Source organism: Paenibacillus urinalis, from assembly GCF_028747985.1.
Lineage (GTDB): Bacteria > Bacillota > Bacilli > Paenibacillales > Paenibacillaceae > Paenibacillus > Paenibacillus urinalis.
Genome location: NZ_CP118108.1, coordinates 3,162,970 through 3,186,020, shown reverse-complemented (window position 1 = coordinate 3,186,020; position 23,051 = coordinate 3,162,970). Strand labels below are relative to the sequence as shown.

Below are 23,051 nucleotides of genomic sequence, written 5' to 3'. Positions count from 1 at the left end.
GAAAAAGGGGTGATGTTAGACACGTGCCAAAGCATGAATTCGTTGTAGAGAGTAATACAAACGATAAAAATCCTTGTTATATAAACTATAGCTGGGACTCTGATGGGAAATTACATAGAGAAGGTTTGACAGATGAAGATCATGTTTCTATTGATGATGAGTTCATCATGTATTTACATGATTCGCTGAAATGGCTGTCTTGCTGGAATCCAAGTACGAAAGAAGCTTGCAAAGGACTTAATGTTCATGGAGTAACAATAATTGAAAAACAGAATCTAATAACGTTCAGAGGAATTATTCAGGCTTGGGTTGACTTGTTTGGATTTGCTCCTGAGAAGATTGAACTCAAAGGAAGTTACACATTGGATAGCAAAGATGAGTGTGGAGAGTATGAGATACTCCTGTTTATCAAAGAGGACTTGTTCACGAACCTGAATAAGCTGATAAGAATAATAAATAAAGCTCATGATGAAGAGAGATGTATCCTTCACTTAGGAATTTGAAGCATATGAATTTACTCTGAGATGTGGATTAATCTTGGGTTGCTGACTTAATAGAAATATCATACTAAAAGGAGATGTTCTTATGTCTATGAATATGAGATTTAGAGAAGTGATTCCTATCCTACGGATCTTCGATGAGAGGAAGGCAAGAGAGTTTTATATCGAATACTTAGAGTTTCAGGTGGATTGGGAGCATCGTTTTGAGATGAATCTACCTTTGTATATGCAAATATCTAAGAATGGGCTTAGGATACATTTAAGCGAGCATTATGGAGATTGCAGTCCAGGAGGAGCCATCCGAATCGAAATAGATGATATTCATCATTTTCATCAAAATCTGCTAGCCAAACAATATCACTTCTCCAGACCTGGATTAGAAAGCACGCCTTGGGGCAGTGAGGAATGCTGTGTCATTGATCCATTTGGAAACAGGCTCATTTTTTATGGGTCCACAGATAAGTAACAATTATGAGCAGGAGGAGAAGAATGAGCAGCCCTATCATCTATCAAATAGATCAGGTTTCCTTTTGCCTTAAGGAACATCTTGATTTCAGTTGGCTTAGTCAGCTTGGAACTGTATTTACGGTGTTTGATCAGCAGGATTCAGGTAATATCAGCTTTGGGGTAGAACGGGCAGGGGAGAACCGGTTTGTAAAATTTGCCGGAGCCCGGACGATGGAATACGAAGGAGACCCTCAGCATGCAGTCACTAAATTGGTGGAAGCTGCCTCGTTGTATAAGGAGCTACAACATCCGGTGCTAGTGGAGCTTATTGATCATTATGAAGTCGCTTCAGGCTATGTGGCTATATTCAAATGGTTTGATGGCGAATGCCTTCACTCTCACTGGGCTTATCCTCCCCCAGCCAAATATACAGATCTTGATTCTCCCTTCTATAGGTTCAAGCAGTTATCCATTGAGCACAGACTGCAGTCATTAAACCGCATCTTTGACTTTCATGTTTTTGTTGAGGAAAAAGGCTATGTCGCCATTGATTTCTATGATGGGAGTCTTCTATATGATTTTGTGAATGGCGAAACTAAAATTTGTGACATTGATTACTATGAGAAGAAACCATTTTACAATCAGATGGGAAGATTATGGGGATCATCCAGATTCATGTCTCCAGAAGAATTTGAACTCGGCGCAGAAATTGATAGTCGAACCAATGTCTATACTATGGGAGCGACGGCATTCGTGTTATTGGGCGGTGAGCTTGATCGATCCTTTGAGATATGGGATGCAAGTGAAGCGCTGTATAAGGTGGCACGGAAAGCAACTAGTCAGGACAGTCACGAGAGATATAGCTCTGTAAAAGAGTTTTATAAGGCATGGAATGAAGCTCTAGATGAGTAAGTATGTAAAGAAAGAATAGAGGAATAAGTTCGCTACTATTCAATTTGAAGTTATGAAGGAGCAGTAAATGAATAAAGAGCAATATTTCAAAAATCTTGAAGATGTAATAACTGATCCAATATTTATCGGAACTTCTATACACGACTTAAATAAAGAAATTTCCAATAATATGTGGGCAATTTCATTGGAAGAAGAAATAGCAAAGGAATTACGCATAGAAGACTTCCTTAATTTCTTTAATAGACTACTAGCTAATCGAGAATATCAAGTAAGAAAAGCAAATAAAAAACAAGGTATGATTTTTTATCTATGGTTTGACGCGATGGCGAGTCAATTAAGATTTAATTTGATATCAGGCGACCATGGACAATTACCGTTCAAATGCGAACTAGAACTAATCGATCATATGGTACCCATTCTTGAGGATTTGTTAGCCTCTCCATATTTAAACGGATTGTTTACCGAAGATGATTCTGATGATACGAGTGATAGGCCATACAAATTAAAAGTCTATAAAAAGCTCTTAAAGGGAAACTAACCATATCGACTATATTGTCATTGGCAGAAGTTAGTAGGTTGTTCCATACGATGATGTGGTCATTCCCCACGACTGGATAAAAGAGATACGACATAACGATAAATACATCAAATTTATCGGCCAAGTAACATATGAATAAGTTATTGCTGGCTGATCATTAGCTGGACATGCTGATATAGAGATACGCATTCTACATATAAAAAGTACGATAAGATTGACTTGGAGGCTGAATACTTTGAAAAAATTTACCGAAATCGGCATCGGAAATCGCTGGTTCATCCGAACCGAATTTGAGCATGAGGATGGATCGGAAAGTGAAATCAAGGGGTTTACAAGACCGTTTATACTGAAATCGGTATATATTCGAATTTGGGTGGGCAAGAAAGTACTCATAATGGATACAAAGGAAGGAATAAAGTGGGTAGGTAAGGGAAAGAAGAAACTCAAATTGTTAGTTGGGTTTTATGGGGCTTAATAAGGAATTGAGTCGTTTCAATCATATATTGATAGTGAGGGGCCCGGCCTAAGATAGTAAAGATCTATCTTTGACTGGGTTATTTGTTTATTCAATTACCTATTATTTGGAAGGGAACAAAAGTTTGGTTATAATCAAATATTACCAGTAAAAATATGGTATGATTCTTTCGTGTCAGATAGGAATACATCATGTATCAATGAGACGGAGGATCATAAGATATGATGACAGTAACTTATAACCACTCAGTAGTTTCCTCAAATTCGTTACTAATTCTGGTGAATAAGTTGTATTCGATTGGGGAAGTGAAGGAGTGTCGTTTTCTTGTAAACGGATTAAATGATACATACATAGTCAAAACTCTCGCAGAACAATATGTTCTGAGGATTTACAAGGCCCATTGGCGTACCAAAGCAGATATTTTGTTCGAGGTGGAGCTTCTGAATGATTTGAAAACAAAGGGAATATCCGTCTCTTCCCCGGTACCAACAAAAAATGACGAGTATTTGTATGATTTACTGGCGCCAGAAGGTTTACGTTACATGGTGCTATATACATACGCAGACGGAGAGTATTCTGAAGCTGAGGATAAATGTGAATTATTTGGTGAAGAGGTAGCTCGAATGCATCTTGCTATGGATGAGTTTAAAAGTGAACATGCCAGATTTGAGATTGATCTGAATCATCTATTGGATGAACCGTTGCAGAACATTCGTCCTTTTTTATCACACAGACCTGAGGACTTTAATTATTTGGAAACGTTATCAGTGGAACTTCGAAGTCGAATTGAAGAATTATCACATGATCTTGAGTGGGGAGTATGTCATGGTGATCTCCACGGAGGAAATGTACATTTTCAAGAAGATACGTTAACTCAGTTTGACTTTGATTGCTGTGGATATGGATACCGATCGTATGACGTTTCGGTTTATCTATGGAGCAAAGTGATGTTTAAAGACAAGGAAGCTTTCGAGAATAAGAACTGGACTTTATTTATTCATTCCTATCAAAAGATCAAGCCCCTGTCGAGTACTGAGCTCAGCGCCGTACCTATATTTGTAGCCATCAGAGATATCTGGCTAATGGGTCTTCATACAGGTAATGCACCGATATGGGGAGCTTGGCAAAATGATCATTATTTTGATGAACATCTAAAGTTCTTGCGGAATTGGTGTGAGGTTCAAGGGATTGTCGCACAAAAGCAAGTGTCTAACGGCTAATTGAGAATGTGATAAATTGGAAGCCAGCGGTATTTGAATATGAAAAAGTGAGGTGTTTCCATTGGTAATTAAATAAGATGAGAGAATCTAAATGTGAAATAGCATGCAGATTTTCTCTTTATAAGTTCAGAATCAATTGAAGAGGAGAATTGACATGCTGAAAAAATTGAGTGAATCAATTTATTATTTATCTAATCAAAATGATAAAGAAAGACCAACATTGGGGTTAGTTTGTGGAGAAAAGTATAGTCTCGTGGTCGATGGTGGGAACTCCGCTGTACATGCTAGACAATTTTTGAAGGAAATCGAACATTTAGATGTACCGCCTATCAAATACTTGGTTATAACTCATACCCATTGGGATCACTTCTTAGGTATGAATGAATTCAATGCGACGGTTATTGTGAATAGCTTAACCCATCAGAAAATGGAAGTTTGGCAAAAGTATTCCTATGATGATCGTTCACTTCAAGAGTATGTAGATTCTAATAAAATAACTTTGCATTGTATGGAAATAATTCAGCAAGAAATACCGGAGAGAGAGCAATTTAAATTGAGTTATCCCGATATAGTGTTCGAAGAATCTCTAACTGTTGATTTGGGGAATAAGGTCTGTATTCTCGAACGGATTAGAAGTACACACACAGATGATTCTACAATCGTTTATGTCCCCGATGATAAGACTATTTTTCTAGGTGATAGTGTGTATGGAACGACTACGGATGCAATATTTCATTATAAAGCCTCACAATTACGACCTATGATCGAAGATATTCAAAAATATGATGCAAATCATTTTCTGCTCGGCCATGAATCCATTTGTGATCTGGATGAGATGAACGTATTCTGGGATCAACTCACTTCGTGCAATAGAGCTGTGAATTCCACATCATTGGATCATGCGATTGAGTGTTTTGAGCAAAATAATCTTAGAAGTCCTCAGGGTGACGAGCTTTTCTTCTTGAAAGCCTTTGTAAATCATCAAATATTGATATCGAAATAAAAGAAGTTGGCAGCCACCAGCCTTGGATAAGAAATATCTAGGGCTGGTGGTTATGAATCTATGCAGTATATAACCGTATAAGGCAGAGGCAGAGCAAATATCATTTTAGGCTATTATTGATTTTGGAGCAGGTCATTCTGTATATGAAGATCCAGAGTTATTTGGGAAAGTTGAGAAAGCAATGTTAAATGAACCTTTTGTCTTCTTGTTAATTCCATCACAGGATCGGGAGAAGTCAGCGCAAATTCTATGTGAACGGTCGGGGCTTGACTTCAACCGACACTTTGTTGACCATGAATCGAATTATAAGCTGGCCAAGCAAATCGTATATACCGAAGATCGAGAACCGGAAGAAACGATGAAAGAGATTTTAAGTCAAATTTTAAAATGATTATGGGCTATCCATTAATTGCTTTGTAGCCATGATAGTATAAGGAGTGAATGGTATGTATGTTCATCGAAGTCTGGAAGAACAGGATCTTGAGATCATTAGTTCATTTCCGCAAACTGAAAAAGAATTAAAATATGTAAGTCCCAAATTCACGTATCCACTAACACCCTCGCAAATACTTCAAATATCTGAAGGTCGGTTAGAGCTAACGGTAGTACTGGATCAAAGAACTAGCGAAGTGGTTGGCTATGCCAATATTTATAGGGATATTTCGGACGAAAGTATTTGCTGGCTGGGTAACGTTATTGTTTCGCCTATTTATAGAGGTCAAGGAGCAGCTCCGTATTTAATTGAAGTCATGCTGAGCAAGGCTAAATACAACTTGGGGTATCATACGGTACGATTAGCATGTCACAGCACCAACTCGAGAGGTTTAGCTTTTTACACCAAGCAAGGCTTCAAACCGTTCGATATTAAATTAATGAACTTTGGAAATGAGAGATTGATAACGATACATATGCACAAAGAGCTTATTTGAAATTTTATAAAACGGAGAAAGAAAGGATAAACATGAAAATTAGAAACATTGTTATCATCATTTCTGTTTTATTAAATCTAGGCTTGATTGCTTACATTTATTCAAGGTCGGATCATATGGAAGATGTCTATTCGGGCATGTCCTTCAATCTTCAGCATGAATTAATTCAGTTAGAGGACTCAATTGGTTACCAAATAGAGAAGGATTGGTCAGAAGCGGACACCGTAATTGAAAAAATAGAGGATATCAATGAGGATATTGATACGTTAATGGATACCGGTAAAGCATTGGCCTTGATCTCAGAAGAGCAGGAAGAAGATTTGTGGAATCTTTCCCGTTATTTTTCACAGTTTCCGACGTATTCCGGATATCCTAATATAGATTTAACTGCTAGTGATATGAATGAACTTGTAGAACTCAGAAATAATCTTAGGTCAGTCGGATGGGGTATGCACGTAGGGTACTCTGGAGATTGGGACAGCTTCTCAGCAAAAATATATGAATTGATCCGGCTATAATGAAAGGGATATGATCATATGCCATACGATGCCGTAATAACGAGTAAAGAAATAAATATATTGGTAGAGTATCTTCCTTATTTTGAAGACCCAGATTCTATTTTTTTCACTGAGAAAAATGGGTATCTGCTTGAAAGCGAAGAAGTGTTAAGGTTCCGCAAAGAATTGGATCGTACCGGATTTCTCATGGTCTTTGATTGGGCAGCGTGGATCAGTGAACATGAGATTTATAGAAATGTGGAACACGATGTTCAAGACCACATTATGAAGTTAGATATGGAAGCCCTTAGAAAATTAATGACCAGCTACATCCGTGGTGATCGATTCAATGAAGGGTTGTTTATACAAGCCATAATTAAAGGACATATCACGCATATACTGTGTAGAACCAAAGAACTTTACAAAATATTGTAGCTCTAGTTAAAACCACGAAGGAAATCGTACCGCTATAACGTCTTCATTTCGAAAGTTGGAAAGAATTCCTTTTTTGAGATATGATGAAACTGCCATATGGATACGAAAAAGGAGCACGATCGCATCCAGATTATACATCGGAGGAAGTCCTGAGACAGCAGAGCATATCCAAGCCGCAATAGATGAAGGCCTGTCCAATACATGTACCATTGATCGCGGCGGGGCAGACGAGAACAGACAAGAGTCATTAAGAGGGATCCCGACGAAGCGTGGTTATGATTGTGATGAGTGGCCCATGGCTATGTGTGCGGAAGGCGGAGAAGGAGCCAGCATTGACATAGATCCGTCAGATGATCGGGGAGCGGGCAGAACAAGAATTGAATTCATTTTTAATTGAACATTTAAAGGAGGGATAGAATCTATCTCTCCTTTTGTTTTTTACTCGACTTGAATTCATTTCAAAAAAATTAATTTAAGCAGCTGGATTCAATTTATAAAGAATTTATTAACTTTTCAAAATCTACAGTTAGACAACTTAGAATGAAGGTCAAGGGGAGGATACAGCATGGAGAAGACAAACGGCAATGCATATCTCGAAACCAGAGGCAATCTGCTGATCGTTGAGGATGATCCTGGAATAGGAAGGATTGTGAGGGATCATTTGCGGCGGGACAACTACTCGATAACCTGGGCGACAACAGGTCTGGAATGCTGGGAGGACTTCTGCAGCGGAGAATATGATTTGGTCTTGATAGATTTAATGCTGCCTGAGATGGACGGATTTATGTTATGCAAAAATATTCGGCTCAAGAGCGAGGTTCCCTTGCTGATCATGAGCGCGAGGAGTGAGGATGAGAGCAAGGTGCGTGCCTTTGGACTCGGAGCAGACGATTATATTACGAAGCCCTTCAGCTTGACCGAGCTCTCTTTGCGAGTGGAGGTTCACCTGAGAAAGTATCGTAAATATCAGAAGGACGCCGAGGAAAAATCTCCTATTTTAACCTATTACGGCGGTCTCACTATTGATCCCGCGCTGAAACAGGCTATGGTTGAAAATGAACCTATTGCGCTTACGAGTAAGGAATGGCTGCTGCTCATGCTGCTTGCTTCGCATCCTGGACGACAATTTAGCAAAAGTGAGCTGTATGAACATGTATGGCAGCAGGAGGCGATAGACGGTGGAAATACGGTAACCGTGCATATTAAGAGTCTGAGAATGAAGCTGAAGGATAATATCCGAGATCCCAAGTATATTCAGACCGTATGGGGCAGCGGATATCGCTTTATCGGTGAGCCCGAATGAAGCTGAGAACATGGCTGTTGATTGCCTTTGTAATTCTAATGCTGCTTCCCCTTGCGGCTGGAATCGTCCTGTATCAGCTGATTGGTAAACTGGATGAACAGCGTTCTTTTACAGATTATATGGCTGCTTCATCGGAAATATCTGCAGCGGAATCCTATTTGCAGAACCCGGAGCTGTATCGCTTCAGAACGGTATGGGATGTACAAGAGCTTGATCTGCTCACGAATGACGCGTTAAAGGTTGAACTGTTTAATCCCTATGGTGTGTTGATCTATTCCTCAATGGAAGATAGTGAATATACAGGGTTCGTGCAAACCAGTGAAAGATTGTACAGCAACTTGTACGAAATGCAGATCAATCCCCGCAGTTATATGTTAAAAAAACCAGTGTTTGAGAATGGCAGCCTGGCTGGGATCTACCAGATCACACTAGCTCGCCAGGAATGGAGAGCAGATATTAGAAGCCGGACGGTATGGGTAGCTGGAATTCTTGGCGTATTTATAGCTGTTCTGTTTGTTATTGTTCTGCTCCTCACCCGTCGCAAGCTGATTCTTCCCATGCGTATACTTATCAAGCAAATGAGCTCCTTTGCTGCAAATGAGCCGGTTCCTCCATCTGAGTACCGAGGGGGCGGGGAGATGCGTGAACTGATGGCTCACTTTGAGGATATGAGACAAACCATTGAATCCTCACGGAAGAAGCTTTTACAGCAGCAAGAAGAGAAGGCGTTCATGACGGCCGCTCTTTCCCATGATTTGAAGACACCACTCACCTCCATTCGGGCTTATGCTGAGGAACTCGATACGAATAAGCTTACAAGTGAAGAGCGTCAGGAGTATCTTGGCGTCATGATGGGGCAGGTGGATCGGATGAGACACATGCTGGATGATTTGAACCTCTATGCAACGCTGGAATCCAAAATAACGAATAAAGAGCGTGCACTTGTCGATAGTGAGGAGTTCATGGAAATGCTGCTGGCGGGTTATGAGTCACTGGCGTGGACCAATAACATTCATCTGGAAACGTCCATTTCAGTGAGTGGAAATGTTGAACTGGATCCTCAGCTGATTCTGCGGATGATGGATAATCTGATCGCGAATGCCATCAAATATTCACCGCGGGGAAGCGTGCTTTATCTTGCAGCGTTATCCCCTGGGTGCAGCGTCCCGGAATGGATTTGTCCTCCGTATAGATCCAGAGTAGAACAGCAATTAAAGGATCCGGTTAAGAACATACTGCTGCTCATTCAGAATGAAGGGGAGTCCATACCATTCGAAATTCAGGACAGGCTGTTTGAGCCGTTCTATCAGAGAGAAGCGTCGAGGAATCAAGCCAGTTCAGGCAGCTTCGGACTAGGTTTGACGATTGCTAAGAGAGTCATTGAACAGCACCAAGGAACGATAGAGCTGATGTCAGAGGAGCCGTATGGGACACTTGTTGTATGCGGATTGCCTCTTCACAATAAGGAGATGAGAATGAATGAGACAAATCAAGTATGCAACGATGAGCACACGAAAAGGTAATCAGGTGATGGGAATCCTCGGAAGTGTATTGCTTACAGGGATGCTGTTAACCGGCTGCCAGTCTGGAGAAGCATTAGCCTACACAGGTGAAGAGATGGTGGAGAAAGCGATCCAAGTAAGTAATAAGCCCGTCTCTTATTATGCCGAAGGAGAGATGACCCTTTTTGAAGGAGAAAAGAAAACAGAAAGCATGACGATTAAAGAGTGGTATAACGCTGATAATGGCAACAACCGCAATGAAATTGTTACACCGGATACGGGGAAGAGCATCTCAGTAAACGATGGACAGCAAGTTACTGTGTATGAGGAAGGCGGAAATACTGCCTACACAATGGAGTCTCTTGAAAACGAAGCGATGCAAAGCTCGCCAAAGGATAAAGTGTTAAGCCAGCTCGAACGTATGCGGAGCACACATGCCATTGAAACCGTAGGCAAAGAGAAGTGGCTCGATCAAGATGTATATCATATTAAGGCCACTCCATCAGATAAGGATGCGAATAGCCTGATCGGTTCACAGGAATACTGGGTGAATGCTAAAGATTGGATGGTTGTGAAATCGAAGGTCACCTCAGGAGATATTACGACGGAATTTGCTTATACTTTGCTGGATAAGTCACCGAAATTCACACCTGATACATTTAAACTGAATATTCCTGAGGACGCAGAAATTATCGCCTTGGACAATATGGGGCCTCAAACGATAACAATCGAAGAAGCCAGGGAGGCAATAGGTCAATCTTTCTTGCAAATGCCTGCTGAAGGATTTGATCAAGTATTTGTAGAAATGTACGAAGCAAGCGGAGAGCTGGATCGAAATGAAGTTTCAATCAACTATTTGGTAGACGGTAAGACACCGCTAAGTCTGTCTATTTTCAAATCTCCCGGGGATGATGTTCAGGATGGTGAATTTGGAGAGAAGGTCACAGTAAGAGGTCAAAAAGGGGACTATATGAAAGAAATCAATATCATCAGCTGGGATGAGGAAGGTCTCAGGTACAGTCTAATGGCCGATCAGCAGGGAGCTCAAACCGAGATCGATCAGTTACTAGAATGGGCGGAATTACTGACAGAGGAACGGGAATGAATACAAGTTACCATACTCTATAGCGGTTACAGAGAACGATTTAGCGTATGCTGGGTCGTTCTTATCATGACTGCACGTAATTTATACTTCAGGCTTGGATGATAGAAGTATAGGCTTGATCAGACTAGAGATTCTTGCTTTTAAAGCGAACCTCACTTGTAATAAAATGGATATAAGTTAAGGAAGGAGGAGGTATATCAGTGAGCAGGTTAGTCATCATCACCGTGGGTAAGACACATAGTGGAAAAACGACGTTTGCCCGAGCTTTGGAGCAAGAGCTTCATCGTTCCCTCGTCATTGATCAAGATAATCATGCAGCATTTATCAATACATATTATAGAAGCTTATTGCCTAAACATGGGCCTAACCATATCAAATTCGCTGTCACTCAAACCATTGTCGACTATGCGGTAGAGCAGACAGACTATCATCTCATTCTATGCAATTCGAATCGGAGCTACAGAAGTCGTTTAGATTTGTTATCCAGGTTTCATAAAGATGGATTTATCAGCGTCATTGTTCATCTAGATCCTCCGGATCATGTCCTTCAGGAGCGAGTTGCTCGTAGTCAGCGGGATACAGCGATATTTAGAAGTGCGACATCTTTTAAAGAGGTGCTTCACCGACAGCAAGCTGAGACAAGGAATGCCGATGTGGTATTACCATCCGAAGGAGAAGCGAATTATTTGTTTCATGTAACTCATCCTGATGGAATCCGTGAAACCATTCATGGCATTATTGATCTGGCTAATCTACATTTGTCGCCTTTTGATAAAGCAGCCAGGAAAATGCAAGAACAGGACGGAGAATTGTGAATACAGTTGTTTATTCAGAATTACTTTTAAATTGGAACTACTGTCGTTTTATTATTTTTCCTCTAATAGTATAATAAATGTATCCATTAATAGAATGAGCAAAAACTAGAACGCTTCTTTGGTAAATCTGTTAGATAATTAAAGGGGAATGGTTATGATTAAAACGCAGCCAGTTGATCGGAGAGTGACTAAGACCAAACAGGCATTAAAAGAGGCTCTGCTGAAGTGGATGTTATTCAAATCATTCAATGAAATTACAATAACGGACATTGTAATTTCAGCAGAATTAAATAGAGGTACTTTTTACAAGCATTACTCCTGTAAAGAGGAGCTGTTGGAGGAAGTTTTTGAGGATGTTCTATCTGATCTGATCTACGCGTATCGGAGCCCTTATATGAATTATCAGAACTTTAATATACAAAGCCTAGATCCGTCAGCCATTAAAATTTTCGACCATGTACAGCAATTTCGTTCCTTCTATACTTTATTAGTAAAATCAAGTATATTGCCGGAGTATTATACTCGCATATACGAAGCGCTAAAAAATTTATATATGGAGGATGTAACGATAATTTCTCCTAACCCGGCGATTGATAAAGAACTCATGGCATGCTATCAGGCCAATGCTGTCCTGGGAATGATTACAGAATGGGTGCAAAGTAATTATAAATATAATCCTACGTATATGGCTGAGCAGCTGCTGGAATTGACAAGGCTTAATCGTTCGAATGAAACATATCATACAAATTTTAGTGAGGCTTAAAGTAAGAGCTTCGGTTGTTCATCACCGAAGCTCTTACATAGCTTTATTTATCAGTTGCTTGTCCAGCCGCCATCGACAGGTAATTCTACGCCAGTGATGAATTTGGCTTCATCGGAAGCAAGGAACAAGTAAGCATGAGCAATATCCATAGCTTCCCCTGCATGAGGAGGGAGGGGTGCCAAATTCTTGTAGTTCTCACCCATCTCTACTTGTGATTTAATGCCGGCCTTCTCAACCATTCCAGTGAATATAGCTCCCGGGTGAACAGAGTTAACACGGATGTTATCTTTTCCGAACCATTGAGCTGCATGCTTAGTCAATGAACGGACTGCGCCTTTAGAAGCACTATATGCAGCACCTTGTGCGTCGGCGATACCGCCAATAATTCCTGCAATCGAAGAGGTATTTACAATAGAACCCTTCCCGTTCTTTTGCATGTGTGGAATGACAGCTTTCATACCGAGCCATACACCAGAAGTGTTAATGTCCATAACCTTATTCCAATCGGTTACTTCAGCATCGAGTATGCCTTTAGCAATATGAATACCGGCATTGTTCACTAGAATATCGATCTTTCCATATTTAGCGATCGTTTCTTCCACAACGACATTCCATGATTCAGGATTTGATACATCAAGCTTAAGTGCGACGGCATCTCCTCCTGAAGCGATAATTTCGTTTACTTTTTCTTGCAGGACGTCTTGGACGACGTCAGTAGCTACCACCTTTGCTCCTTCACTTGCAAAGAGTTGGGCTCCAGCAAGACCCATGCCGCTAGCTGCTCCTGTGATGATCGCTACTTTACCTGTTAATCTTCCCATGTTCAAACATCCTTTCTATTAATACATCATTAAGGTATAAGAGTGGTGTATTCCATCCGTGTAGAACGTCGAATTTCCTAACCCTACGTGTTACGGTATTAGTATAATTTGAATGCTACTGAAGCTCAATCAGCAAATGAAAGCGCTTTTGTTGCTTAAGCAATACATAAAACTGTTGTGATGATTATGTTAGGTAATATGTAAGAAAACGAACAGATGCATAGTAAAGTGTTTATTTTTGTGTTGTTCTCATTATCAGAATACAGGGGGCCGATATGGAGAATTTATGCGATCAAGTGACCCGTTATTTATCAATACTTAATGTCCCATTACAGAAGCCGTCCTATATATATCTAGCACAGATATGTCAGGCGCATTTGAATACGTTCCCTTTTGAAAATGTAAGCAAATTGCTCTATTATTATCAAAATAAAGATAGGAATATCGACATTCCGAACATTTCACAGTTCACTGGCCATTATAATGACTATAACTTCGGAGGAACATGCTATACATTAAATAGCAACATGTTGACCTTATTAAGAGGGTTAGGATTCCGCTGCTACCATATCATGCTGGGCAAAGAGCATATCGGCATCATCGTGGATGTTGATCATCAGTGCTATTATGTAGATGTTGGTGCTGCCGCTCCATTTTTCAAACCGATACCTTTTGAGTCTGGATTCCATAGTAGAGCACATTTTGGTAAGGATGAAGTATGTATATTACCAGTGGATCCAAGCATGAATGAATTCAAATATGTTCGTTATACAAATGGGAAACAAAGTGGGAAGGAATGGTACTTTAATTCAAAACAAGAAGTAACAATCCATGATTTTCGTGAGGTGATAGAAAAATCATATCTGCGTGCTGCCCCATTCATGTCCATATTTAGATGTCAATTATATCAATTGGATCAGATGAGAAGTGTCTCTATAGTGAACAATAAATTTAGCATTCAAAACAGTAATGGAGAAATTGAAGTTAAATACTTAAGTTCTTCACAACAACTAAGACAAGTGGTGGAAGAGGAATTTCGGCTGCCCAAGCTGCCAGTACAAGACGCCATTGAAGTATTAAATGCGTTGAAGATGAACATCTTTGCAGATTAGAGAGGTGGAGGAAACGGAACATGAACATCGATAAGCTATTCGAAACTGAACCGGAGTTTGAAACGAGTAAGCTGTTATTAAGAAAAATAACGCTGGATGATATAGATGCGTACTATGAGCTAGCTTCTGACCCCGCTGTTGCCAAGTATACATTGTGGGACACGCATCAATCTATTACAGATTCCAGAGCATTTTTAGGACAATTAATTCAGAAGTATAACGAGAAGAAAGCATATCACTGGGGCATTATTGATAAAGCCCAAAATAAGCTGATCGGCAGAACAGGATTTATTCAGTGGGATTTGGCTCACGAGAGGACTGAGATTGGATTTGCCCTTTCGCGTCTGTATTGGAATCAAGGTATAATTACGGGAGCCACCCGCCTGATTATCGAGTATGGTTTTATGCAGTTGGGTTTTAATCGCATTGAAGGGAGATGCAGTTATAATAATGCTGGCTCGGCACGGGCAATGGAGAAGCTGGGTATGAGATGGGAAGGGATATTAAGAGGTCAGCTGAAAATGAAGGGAGAGTTCGTGGATCAAAGAATGTATGCCATTTTAAGGGATGATTTTGATAGGGTTAACATTAGTTCTAGATTATAAGTTCTCAAAGCTCTCAAATTCTGAAATCAACGACAGGAGGTAAAAGCAATGATCGTTATGATCAATGGGGCATTCGGGGCAGGAAAGACTACGCAAGCAGAAAATTTAGCAAGGCTTATTCCTAACAGCATGATAGTAGATCCAGAGCTGTCTGGTTATTTGCTAAGAGAGTTAATACCTGATTCGATGAGACAGGAGCATGAGCGAAGCGGAGATTTTCAAGATTTGGACTTGTGGAGAGTGCTTGTGGTAGAAGTTGCGAAGCTGGTCAAGCTCAAGTATGACAGAAACCTTATTGTGCCAATGACGCTGTATAAATCACAAAATTATAGCTACATTAGAGAATCGTTTGAGAAGCTGGATACAGTATACCATTTCACGTTGATGGCTTCTAAGGCATCGATCCATGAGAGGTTAACCATTCGAGGAGATACTGTAGGCGGATGGCAGTTTCAACAGACAGAAAAATGCTTGAGTGCTCTTCAAGCTAGTGCCTTCGCAGAACATATTGATTCCGAAAAACTCAGTGCAGATGAAATCACGCAGTACATATTGAAGAAAATTGGATTACAATGAATGTTTGGGAGGGGCTAGATTGAAAACATTCACTGTCATTTCCCGATTAGGCGAGTTTCAAGGATATGGTACAAGCGAGGTTGTATTTTTTGATCGCTATGACGAGCTATCCCAAAAAGTCATTCGCCACTATATTCTCATGCATGAAGGCGTCAAAATAATGCACGAACCTTTTGGATGGACAAACGAATGGTATGTTGATTTAGTAGATATTAAAATGAATAATGACGGTGAGATCAAGTTAACTGATTTGTACATAGATATAGTTGTAGAAGGCAAAGGACCGACTTACAGATTGATTGACTTAGAAGAATATGCAGATGCGGTAAGCCAAGGTTTAATCGACATAAAGGACATGAACAAGCACTTGGCTCAGGTTCAAATGTTTCTTGAAAATTATCTTCATAGAGGAAAAGTGTTCCCTCCTAAACAGATTGAAGAGCTTTGCAAAGTAAATATTGGTGGAGAGGACAACTGCCGATGATTGATGCAAAGGATTTTGCACAAATTCAGGAATTATGCACCAGATTAAAGCTGGGCATAGTTGCACGAACACCAGAGCAGGTTACTGGTGGATTGCTGCACAAGATGTATTCCATTGTTACTGACCGCGGAACCTATGCAATAAAGATGTTTAATACTGAAATAATGCAGAGGCCCGCAGCACTTCAGAATTACAAAGATGCCGAACGTATTTCTAGAATGGCTGCAATGAATCAAATATCTGCATTGCCTGCGATCTCAGTCGATGACGAGTCTATTCATCTGGTTGGATCTAACATTTATCTCGTATTTGACTGGATTGAAGGGGGAAGCTTGAGTCTGGACCAAATACGGCCGACTCATTGTGAGATCGTTGGGGATTTGCTGGCAAGGATTCATGCTGTTGATTTTGCGGTTATAGGTGTTGCTGATCATAATTCACAAGATGTTAATTCACAAGATGTTTCCATTATCAATTGGAACTATTATTTAGAAAATGGAAAGGCCGCTAGTGCGGTTTGGGCTAAGCTGTTAGAAGAAAATCTGGATCTAATGTATGAGTGGAATGCTCGAGCAGTGGCTGCCGTTAAGGTATTAAGTGCAATGGATCGGGTTATAAGCCATCGAGATTTGGATCCCAAGAATATAATGTGGCATGATGATGTGCCTATAATTATTGACTGGGAAGCAGCGGGTTACATAAATCAATGGCAGGATATGACGGAGACGTTACTCTATTGGTCTGTTGATGCAAATGGACGAATAATTCCTGAGAAATTCACAGCTTTCATGAGAGGATACAAAAAGCAACCAGCTTCGATGGAGATAGACTGGCGACCTGTGCTGTATAATGGAATGGTAGGGAAGCTGGATTGGCTGGAATATAATTTAAAACGATCTTTGTGTATGGGGTGCAGGGATGCACAGGAACAACATCTAGGAGAAAAACAGGTTATATTAACGCTAGCAGAAATCCGACATTATATCGAATTAATCCCTACCGAGAGAAATGGTTGCAATACGATTTCAATACATGAGTGTAAAAAGGAGAATTGAGATGCCATACACTAACCTATTGTTTGACCTGGACGGCACATTGACTGATCCGAAGCTGGGTATTACAAAGTCGGTTCAATATGCGCTGGATAAAATGAATATTGCTGTTGCTAGTCTGGAGGAGCTGAACAAATTCATCGGACCACCGCTGCGTGTTTCCTTCAAAGATTTTTATCAATTGGATGAGGCACAGATTGAAGCTGCAGTTGATTATTATCGAGAATATTTTAGTGTTACCGGACTGTTCGAGAACGCTGTATTTCCTGGAGTTAGAGAAATGCTCGATCGTTTAAGCAGCGATCCACAGATGCGGTTGTTTATTGCGACTTCCAAGGCGGAAGTATATGCGAAGCAAATATTGGAGCACTACGAGCTCAGCTCCTATTTTGAATACATATGTGGAAGCGAGCTGGATGGTGCACGATCTGCCAAAGCTGAAATTATCGGTTATCTGATGGAGAATTACAATTTGGATCCAGACCAAACGGTAATGATTGGTGACCGTAAACATGACATTATCGGTGCTCATCATCAACATATCGCCTCCATCGCGGTGGGATTTGGGTACGGTTGCGAGGAAGAGCTGACAGCAGAGCAGCCAACACACTATGTAAAAAGTGTGGAAGAATTGAGCGATTTCTTATCTTTGAATCACCAACAAGTCAATCCGTTTATACAATTGCAGTTATAGCTTGCTATAACTAATTAGAGAATTGGAGGTTGACCATGATAACTTATCGAGAGCTCACCCCTGCAGATGTACATCAATTAAAGGAGATTGATCGCTCTGAGCATATTGAGCTCATATACGAAATGGAAAATGATCAGCTAGTTGAGATCAAGACGGATCACGAGTGTCCAAACTGGGACGACGTGTTGCTGTGTGAAATGGAGGAAAGGTTCATCTACGAGCTTGAAAAAGGCGGGATGGCCGTTGGTGCATTTGCAGGCGATATCTTGGTCGGATTCGGGGTGCTTGCCCACAAGCCTAGAGGTGTTCGACAGGATCAACTACAAGTGGATCTTATGTATGTGTCGAGACAATACAGGAGACAAGGCATTGGGACTCAGCTGTTGGATAGGCTCTCAGAAGAGGCCAGGTCCAGGGGAGCTGCCGCTTTATACATCTCGTCAACGGAGACAAGATCAGCGGTTTCTTTTTATCAGAGTAATGGAAGTCATTTAACTAAAGAAATCGATGAAGAGCTGTTTAACAAGGAACCAAAAGATATTCATATGAAGATTAAGCTTTAAGAACGGCTTCATGCTGTGGTAGTTAATGTCGATGTTAATTAATTAAATTTTTTAGAGATATTACTTCGAAAACGTTTCATATATATTCCATAATTGTTTAATTGTGCGTTATATTGATAATGTTTCAATTATCCAAGGAAAGGAGATTGCAGGCGTTCGATTTATTTATTCGAAAATAATAGGAGGTGTCCCGATGATTAGAAAAAAACTTTTCTCAGTTCTGGCATCCGTAACGCTTATTGCAACTTCTCTGTTTATTCCACATCAGCCGGCTGAGGCGGCAAGCATCACAAACAATGCAACTTATCAGTTGATTAACCGCAACAGTGGCAAGGCGCTTGAAATCTTCGAGTATTCACATGACAACGGCGGAAATGCGGTGCAGTGGGCTGATCTAAATGGGGACAATCAGTATTGGCGCTTTGTTAGTGTTGGAAGCGGTTACTATTCTTTGGTTAATGCGAATAGTGGCCGTGCTCTTGAAGTATTAGGCTGGTCTACAGCAGACGGTGGAAATGTAGTACAATGGCAGAATTTTAGACAGAATTATAATCAGCACTGGAGATTGGTCGATATTGACGGACACGTTCAGTTGATCAACCGCCATTCAGGCAAAGCTCTTGAGGTATATAATCATTCGACTGCCGATGGAGCAAATGTCGTACAGTGGACAAGTACAGGGAATCCTAACCAGCAATGGCAGCTGGTCAAAGTATCACCGAATGGAACAACGACCGTAAATTCGACGATTGTCGTTGAAGCAGGACAAGTATTTGATGGGCTCGGACGGCGCTATGTCGCTGGATCGGCACTAGGTGATGGCAGTCAGGATGAGGGACAAGATCCAGTGTTCCGTCTGGAGAATGGAGCAACATTGAAAAATGTTGTGATTGGTGCTCCAGCAGCGGATGGTGTTCACGTATATGGTAACGCTTACTTAGCCAATATTGTCTGGGAGGACATTGGGGAAGATGCACTCACTCTGAAGAGCTCTGGAACGGTTACTCTGAACGGTGGAGCAGCTTACAACGGAGCAGACAAGGTCATCATGTTAAATGCTCCTGGTCGGTTGAATGTATACAACTTTGTCTCAAGCAATGCAGGAAAGCTCATCCGTCAAGTTGGAGGATCTACTTTTAAAGTTGAAGTCTTTATTGATAGCTCTGACATCTCCAATATGGATGAATCGATATTCCGAACAGATAGCACAACCAGTACGGTATCTATGACGAATACAATCTATTCGAATGTCGGTCAGAAATGGTACAACGTGAAGAATGTATATGAGAATAATAACACGGAGTATTAAATAATAGGTGCAGTAATGCATTTTATAAAATGATATGATCGAATAAAGAATGGGACGTTTTCTAACACACAGAAGCGTTCCATTTTTTATGTTCAATAATGTATTAATTCATAAGTTTGGTTTACAATTAAAGTAAAAAGTGATATCATAAATATATCAAAACAATATTGTAGAGAGATGCGGTGATGTTTATTGTTCCAGGAGAAAAAAGTATTTCGTGTAAATGGATTTGTAGGTCTGCTTGTAGTTTTTGTGCTAATCGCTGCAGGAGTCTTTGCCTTTAGTACAGGTGAAACTGCAGGATATATTAATGGCTCCATTCTTGCTGTCGTTGCTGTCTTGCTGTCTACGGGAATGACAGTTGTCCAGCCGAATCAAGCGATGGTACTTACATTTTTCGGTAAGTATATGGGGGTTATTCGTGACAGTGGGTTTTATATGACCATTCCGCTCTCAGCACAGAAGAAGGTTTCGCTGCGTGTCCGTAACTTCAACAGCTCGATGCTCAAAGTAAATGATGTAGAAGGGAACCCTATTGAGATTGAAGCCGTAGTTGTTTTCTCTGTCGTGGATTCCGCAAAGGCACTGTTTGAGGTTGATGATTATGAATCCTTTGTAGAAATTCAGAGCGAGACTGCACTGCGCCATGTGGCAAGTAAATATGCTTACGATAATCTAGACGGAGCTGGATTCTCTCTGCGAAGCAATGCGGAAGAGATCGCCATGGAGCTCACCAATGAGCTGCAGGCTCGTCTGGAAATTGCAGGAGTTAACGTGCGTGAATCCCGCCTGACACATCTGGCATACTCTACTGAGATTGCAAGTGCAATGCTGCAAAGACAACAGGCATCTGCCATTATCTCCGCTCGGGAGAAAATAGTAGAAGGTGCGGTAACAATGGTACAGCTTGCGATTGAACGGCTTGAGAAAGAAGGAGCTGTTGAACTTGACGAGGAACGCAAAGCTGCGATGATTAATAATCTGCTTGTTGCTGTCGTTTCTGATCGTTCTGCCCAGCCGGTCATTAACACCAGCACCATTTATTAATGAGAGACATCCGTATTAATGGCAGGTAAGAAGAAGAGCTTCCCTCTCCGCCTCGACCAGGCTACGTATGAGGCTTTGGAGCGCTGGGCAGCTGATGAATTCCGAAGCGTAAATGGTCATATTGAGTTTCTGTTAAGAGAAGCTCTAAGAGATGCGGGGAGACTACCCGGCCCTAAGCGGATTACTGACAATAACGAAGAGTGACAAGAGTATAATGTAACAAGACTTTCGCATCAGTTAGGTTAAGCCTTAACAATTACGTATATAATAGGGAATAGGAAGAAGAGGAGCTGTCTTTTAGATGACGCTGCTCTTTTCCGCATTTCAAGGCTTCATTCACATAATGTTTATAATTTTGACAAAAGAATGTTAGGAAATAGCTACAAAGGGTCATTTAGTTCACTGACAATATGGTTTATCCTTAACATATAAAGCAAAGCAATACATTAGAAGTTTCTCGAGAGGACTTGTTTACGTATGAACAAAAAGCTAATGAAATCTTGGCCGTTCCTGGCAATTGGGCTTGCAGCCATTCTTGTTATAGGTGGTTTGATCATCTTCTTCCAAGGGAACAGCATGGTTCCATCTGCTCTGGATAGAGGACAGACCGTACAAGAAGAAGAGGATTTAAGTAATTATGAGATTGTAACTGTTGAAATTAATGATAAGGGGTTCTCTCCTAGTCATATCGAAGTGAAGCAAGGTGTACCAACGAAGATCAACTTTAAGAAGGTGACGAACCTTACTCATATTACCAGCCTTGTCTCAGAGGATTTTGATATGCTTCAATATTTGGAAAAAGGCGATAATTATTATACCGTGGATACAACACTTGAGCCGGGAACTTATAATTTCAATTGCGGTATGTATATGACCTTTGGAACACTAACCGTTAAATGACAATAGCAAGAAGCAGTGTCTTATCGTTATCGCTTAGGATAAGATCACTGCTTCTTTTTTTGTAGCTTGTTTAAAGTTTTGGTTGTCCACCTATTTATTCAATAATCTATGCGTTGACTTCCTATGCGTTGACTTCAGCAGCGATGGCAGCAGTCTTCTTGCCCTGCTTCTGCAGCCATGTTTTTCTCCATTGCAGACTCATGGTAACCACGAGAATACAAGCGGCAGCAGCGACGACGCTTAAAATTAAGAATCCAGGGGTGTAGCTTCCAACCGATTTGTATAGGTTTCCGAGAAGAAGCGGCAGCGCATATCCACCCAATCCTCCGGCCGCACCGACAATTCCTGTCATGAGACCAATCTCGGCGCCGAACCGCAGCGGAACGAGCTGAAACACGGAACCGTTACCCGCACCAAGGCACATCATGCCGATGAACAAGAGCACAACGACGACCGGGAGTGGAGGCAGGAATGAAACACCTACCAGCATGAGAGCAGCTCCTGCATAGAGGAATGTCAGAATACGTGTTCCGCCGAAGCGGTCAGAGAGCATGCCCCCGACGGGCCGGAAGAAGCTGCCTGCAATAATACAGAAAGTTGCGATATCGGCTGCCTGTACAGCAGATAGCCCATATTGAGTATTGAAGAAGATCGTTAGATAATTGGATAGACCGACAAAACCACCGAAGGTAACACAGTAAAATAAACAGAGAATCAGTGCGTCCTTTTGTTTTAAGACATGGGCATATTGAGCAAAGGTCTTTGGAGCAGGACGATTCGGGCTGTTCTTGGCAAAGATCGTAAAGAGGATAAAGACGATGATGATGGGAATCATGGCGAGTCCGAATACGACTTCCCAGCTTCCGAAATGTGTAGCAAGCCGGTTGGCAAATAGAGTAGCAAGTACGGTTCCACTGTTACCTGCTCCGGCAATTCCCATGGCCAGACCCTGATGCTCTTTGGGATACCACTGGCTCGCCAGCGGAAGTGCTGCGGCAAAGGAAGCGCCAGCTACACCAAGGAGCAGTGCAACAACATACAACTGATCAAGTGAGCTGACCCACTGCCAGCCGAGAACTAAAGGAATCAAGGTAACGATCATCCCGATCTGCGCGGTAAGCTTGGGACCAATGTGGTCGGTCAGATACCCGAAGAGCAGTCGAAGGATAGAGCCGCTCAATACCGGGAGTGCAACCAGATTTGCTTTTTGCGCCGCATCCATCGGATAATCTCCTGCAATAACAACACTAAGCGGACCAATCAGGCCCCAGATCATAAAGCTGATGTCGAAATAAAAAAATGCACCGAAGAGTGTGGGGTTATGCCCGCTTTTCCAGAAACTTTTTTTCTCCATCCTAATCTCTCCCTTTTTATCTTTAATAGATCAGACCCATCATGAAGAGGGATCTCCACTGCATCAAAAAAAGCCGCAATTCGCCCCTTA

At 41.2% G+C, this 23,051-nt stretch carries 28 protein-coding genes and 3 pseudogenes; 29 read left to right on the top strand and 2 right to left on the bottom strand.

What is annotated here, in order from left to right:
- The first annotated feature begins 23 nt into the window (after positions 1 to 23).
- The 17 genes and pseudogenes from PUW25_RS14815 to PUW25_RS14735 all read left to right on the top strand — a co-directional run bounded on the left by PUW25_RS14815 (position 24) and on the right by PUW25_RS14735 (position 12,444).
- Positions 24 to 503, top strand: coding sequence for a hypothetical protein (locus PUW25_RS14815; protein ID WP_274337263.1), 480 nt, complete (start codon positions 24 to 26; stop codon positions 501 to 503).
- An 82-nt stretch (positions 504 to 585) separates the two neighbouring features.
- Positions 586 to 966 (top strand): glyoxalase superfamily protein, encoded by a 381-nt coding sequence (locus tag PUW25_RS14810; RefSeq protein WP_420799953.1) that lies wholly within the window; start codon positions 586 to 588, stop codon positions 964 to 966.
- A gap of 23 nt (positions 967 to 989) precedes the next feature.
- A complete protein-coding gene (locus PUW25_RS14805; RefSeq protein WP_274337262.1) occupies positions 990 to 1,859 on the top strand; it encodes a serine/threonine protein kinase in 870 nt (289 codons plus the stop codon).
- A 67-nt stretch (positions 1,860 to 1,926) separates the two neighbouring features.
- Positions 1,927 to 2,397 carry a hypothetical protein gene (locus PUW25_RS14800; protein ID WP_274337261.1) on the top strand — a complete coding sequence of 157 codons (471 nt, stop codon included), beginning with the start codon at positions 1,927 to 1,929 and terminating at the stop codon, positions 2,395 to 2,397.
- Positions 2,398 to 2,632: 235 nt separating this feature from the next.
- Positions 2,633 to 2,872 carry a DUF3977 family protein gene (locus PUW25_RS14795; RefSeq protein ID WP_274337260.1) on the top strand — a complete coding sequence of 80 codons (240 nt, stop codon included), beginning with the start codon at positions 2,633 to 2,635 and terminating at the stop codon, positions 2,870 to 2,872.
- 221 nt (positions 2,873 to 3,093) lie between these two features.
- Positions 3,094 to 4,092: a phosphotransferase gene (locus PUW25_RS14790; protein ID WP_274337259.1), complete on the top strand. Its 999-nt coding sequence runs from the start codon at positions 3,094 to 3,096 to the stop codon at positions 4,090 to 4,092.
- Positions 4,093 to 4,246: 154 nt separating this feature from the next.
- Positions 4,247 to 5,095: an MBL fold metallo-hydrolase gene (locus PUW25_RS14785; protein WP_274337258.1), complete on the top strand. Its 849-nt coding sequence runs from the start codon at positions 4,247 to 4,249 to the stop codon at positions 5,093 to 5,095.
- Positions 5,096 to 5,276: 181 nt separating this feature from the next.
- Positions 5,277 to 5,486, top strand: a complete 210-nt coding sequence (locus PUW25_RS14780) for a hypothetical protein (protein WP_274337257.1) — start codon at positions 5,277 to 5,279, stop codon at positions 5,484 to 5,486.
- Between the two features lie 55 nt (positions 5,487 to 5,541).
- Positions 5,542 to 6,024, top strand: a complete 483-nt coding sequence (locus PUW25_RS14775) for a GNAT family N-acetyltransferase (RefSeq protein WP_274337256.1) — start codon at positions 5,542 to 5,544, stop codon at positions 6,022 to 6,024.
- A 32-nt stretch (positions 6,025 to 6,056) separates the two neighbouring features.
- Entirely contained in the window at positions 6,057 to 6,542 is a 486-nt protein-coding gene (locus PUW25_RS14770; RefSeq protein ID WP_274337255.1) for a hypothetical protein, read from the top strand.
- A gap of 18 nt (positions 6,543 to 6,560) precedes the next feature.
- Complete coding sequence (locus PUW25_RS14765; protein ID WP_274337254.1) at positions 6,561 to 6,956, top strand: DUF6508 domain-containing protein; 396 nt, start codon at positions 6,561 to 6,563, stop codon at positions 6,954 to 6,956.
- A 148-nt stretch (positions 6,957 to 7,104) separates the two neighbouring features.
- Positions 7,105 to 7,353: pseudogene (locus PUW25_RS14760) on the top strand (NucA/NucB deoxyribonuclease domain-containing protein); the annotation flags it as partial.
- Positions 7,354 to 7,521: 168 nt separating this feature from the next.
- Positions 7,522 to 8,259, top strand: a complete 738-nt coding sequence (locus tag PUW25_RS14755) for a response regulator transcription factor (protein WP_274337253.1) — start codon at positions 7,522 to 7,524, stop codon at positions 8,257 to 8,259.
- On the top strand, positions 8,256 to 9,782 hold the full coding sequence (locus tag PUW25_RS14750; protein ID WP_274337252.1) for a HAMP domain-containing sensor histidine kinase: 1,527 nt from the start codon (positions 8,256 to 8,258) through the stop codon (positions 9,780 to 9,782). The genes PUW25_RS14755 and PUW25_RS14750 overlap by 4 nt, the downstream gene beginning before the upstream one ends.
- Positions 9,739 to 10,866: a LolA family protein gene (locus tag PUW25_RS14745; protein ID WP_274337251.1), complete on the top strand. Its 1,128-nt coding sequence runs from the start codon at positions 9,739 to 9,741 to the stop codon at positions 10,864 to 10,866. Before PUW25_RS14750 ends, PUW25_RS14745 begins: the two co-directional genes overlap by 44 nt.
- A 200-nt stretch (positions 10,867 to 11,066) precedes the next feature.
- Positions 11,067 to 11,681, top strand: coding sequence for an AAA family ATPase (locus PUW25_RS14740; protein ID WP_274337250.1), 615 nt, complete (start codon positions 11,067 to 11,069; stop codon positions 11,679 to 11,681).
- Between the two features lie 154 nt (positions 11,682 to 11,835).
- Entirely contained in the window at positions 11,836 to 12,444 is a 609-nt protein-coding gene (locus tag PUW25_RS14735; RefSeq protein WP_274337249.1) for a TetR/AcrR family transcriptional regulator, read from the top strand.
- Between the two features lie 50 nt (positions 12,445 to 12,494).
- On the opposite strand, the gene PUW25_RS14730 is transcribed toward PUW25_RS14735, so the two are convergent.
- Entirely contained in the window at positions 12,495 to 13,265 is a 771-nt protein-coding gene (locus PUW25_RS14730; RefSeq protein WP_274337248.1) for an SDR family NAD(P)-dependent oxidoreductase, read from the bottom strand.
- A gap of 275 nt (positions 13,266 to 13,540) precedes the next feature.
- Between PUW25_RS14730 and PUW25_RS14725 the strand changes: the two genes are divergently transcribed.
- From PUW25_RS14725 to PUW25_RS14670, 12 genes and pseudogenes are all read left to right on the top strand, one after another.
- The gene (locus PUW25_RS14725; RefSeq protein ID WP_274337247.1) at positions 13,541 to 14,377 is read left to right on the top strand and encodes an arylamine N-acetyltransferase; all 837 of its coding nucleotides are present in this window, start codon (positions 13,541 to 13,543) and stop codon (positions 14,375 to 14,377) included.
- 20 nt (positions 14,378 to 14,397) lie between these two features.
- Positions 14,398 to 14,982: a GNAT family N-acetyltransferase gene (locus tag PUW25_RS14720; protein ID WP_274337246.1), complete on the top strand. Its 585-nt coding sequence runs from the start codon at positions 14,398 to 14,400 to the stop codon at positions 14,980 to 14,982.
- Positions 14,983 to 15,030: 48 nt separating this feature from the next.
- Entirely contained in the window at positions 15,031 to 15,558 is a 528-nt protein-coding gene (locus PUW25_RS14715; RefSeq protein WP_274337245.1) for an ATP-binding protein, read from the top strand.
- A gap of 19 nt (positions 15,559 to 15,577) precedes the next feature.
- Entirely contained in the window at positions 15,578 to 16,042 is a 465-nt protein-coding gene (locus tag PUW25_RS14710) for a DUF402 domain-containing protein (protein WP_047910404.1), read from the top strand.
- The gene (locus PUW25_RS14705) at positions 16,039 to 17,097 is read left to right on the top strand and encodes an aminoglycoside phosphotransferase family protein (RefSeq protein ID WP_274338392.1); all 1,059 of its coding nucleotides are present in this window, start codon (positions 16,039 to 16,041) and stop codon (positions 17,095 to 17,097) included. Before PUW25_RS14710 ends, PUW25_RS14705 begins: the two co-directional genes overlap by 4 nt.
- A gap of 1 nt (position 17,098) precedes the next feature.
- The gene (locus PUW25_RS14700; protein ID WP_205052978.1) at positions 17,099 to 17,788 is read left to right on the top strand and encodes an HAD family hydrolase; all 690 of its coding nucleotides are present in this window, start codon (positions 17,099 to 17,101) and stop codon (positions 17,786 to 17,788) included.
- 35 nt (positions 17,789 to 17,823) lie between these two features.
- Complete coding sequence (locus PUW25_RS14695) at positions 17,824 to 18,351, top strand: GNAT family N-acetyltransferase (RefSeq protein ID WP_205052979.1); 528 nt, start codon at positions 17,824 to 17,826, stop codon at positions 18,349 to 18,351.
- 193 nt (positions 18,352 to 18,544) lie between these two features.
- Positions 18,545 to 19,039 (top strand): annotated as a pseudogene (locus tag PUW25_RS27535) (RICIN domain-containing protein); the annotation flags it as partial.
- A gap of 48 nt (positions 19,040 to 19,087) precedes the next feature.
- Positions 19,088 to 19,660 (top strand): annotated as a pseudogene (locus tag PUW25_RS27530) (pectate lyase); the annotation flags it as partial.
- A gap of 192 nt (positions 19,661 to 19,852) precedes the next feature.
- Positions 19,853 to 20,707 carry an SPFH domain-containing protein gene (locus PUW25_RS14680; RefSeq protein ID WP_047910400.1) on the top strand — a complete coding sequence of 285 codons (855 nt, stop codon included), beginning with the start codon at positions 19,853 to 19,855 and terminating at the stop codon, positions 20,705 to 20,707.
- A gap of 18 nt (positions 20,708 to 20,725) precedes the next feature.
- On the top strand, positions 20,726 to 20,911 hold the full coding sequence (locus PUW25_RS14675) for a type II toxin-antitoxin system antitoxin (protein WP_047910399.1): 186 nt from the start codon (positions 20,726 to 20,728) through the stop codon (positions 20,909 to 20,911).
- 273 nt (positions 20,912 to 21,184) lie between these two features.
- The gene (locus PUW25_RS14670) at positions 21,185 to 21,607 is read left to right on the top strand and encodes a cupredoxin domain-containing protein (RefSeq protein ID WP_047910398.1); all 423 of its coding nucleotides are present in this window, start codon (positions 21,185 to 21,187) and stop codon (positions 21,605 to 21,607) included.
- Between the two features lie 121 nt (positions 21,608 to 21,728).
- On the opposite strand, the gene PUW25_RS14665 is transcribed toward PUW25_RS14670, so the two are convergent.
- Positions 21,729 to 22,961 carry a nitrate/nitrite transporter gene (locus PUW25_RS14665; protein ID WP_047910397.1) on the bottom strand — a complete coding sequence of 411 codons (1,233 nt, stop codon included), beginning with the start codon at positions 22,959 to 22,961 and terminating at the stop codon, positions 21,729 to 21,731.
- Positions 22,962 to 23,051 lie beyond the last annotated feature (90 nt).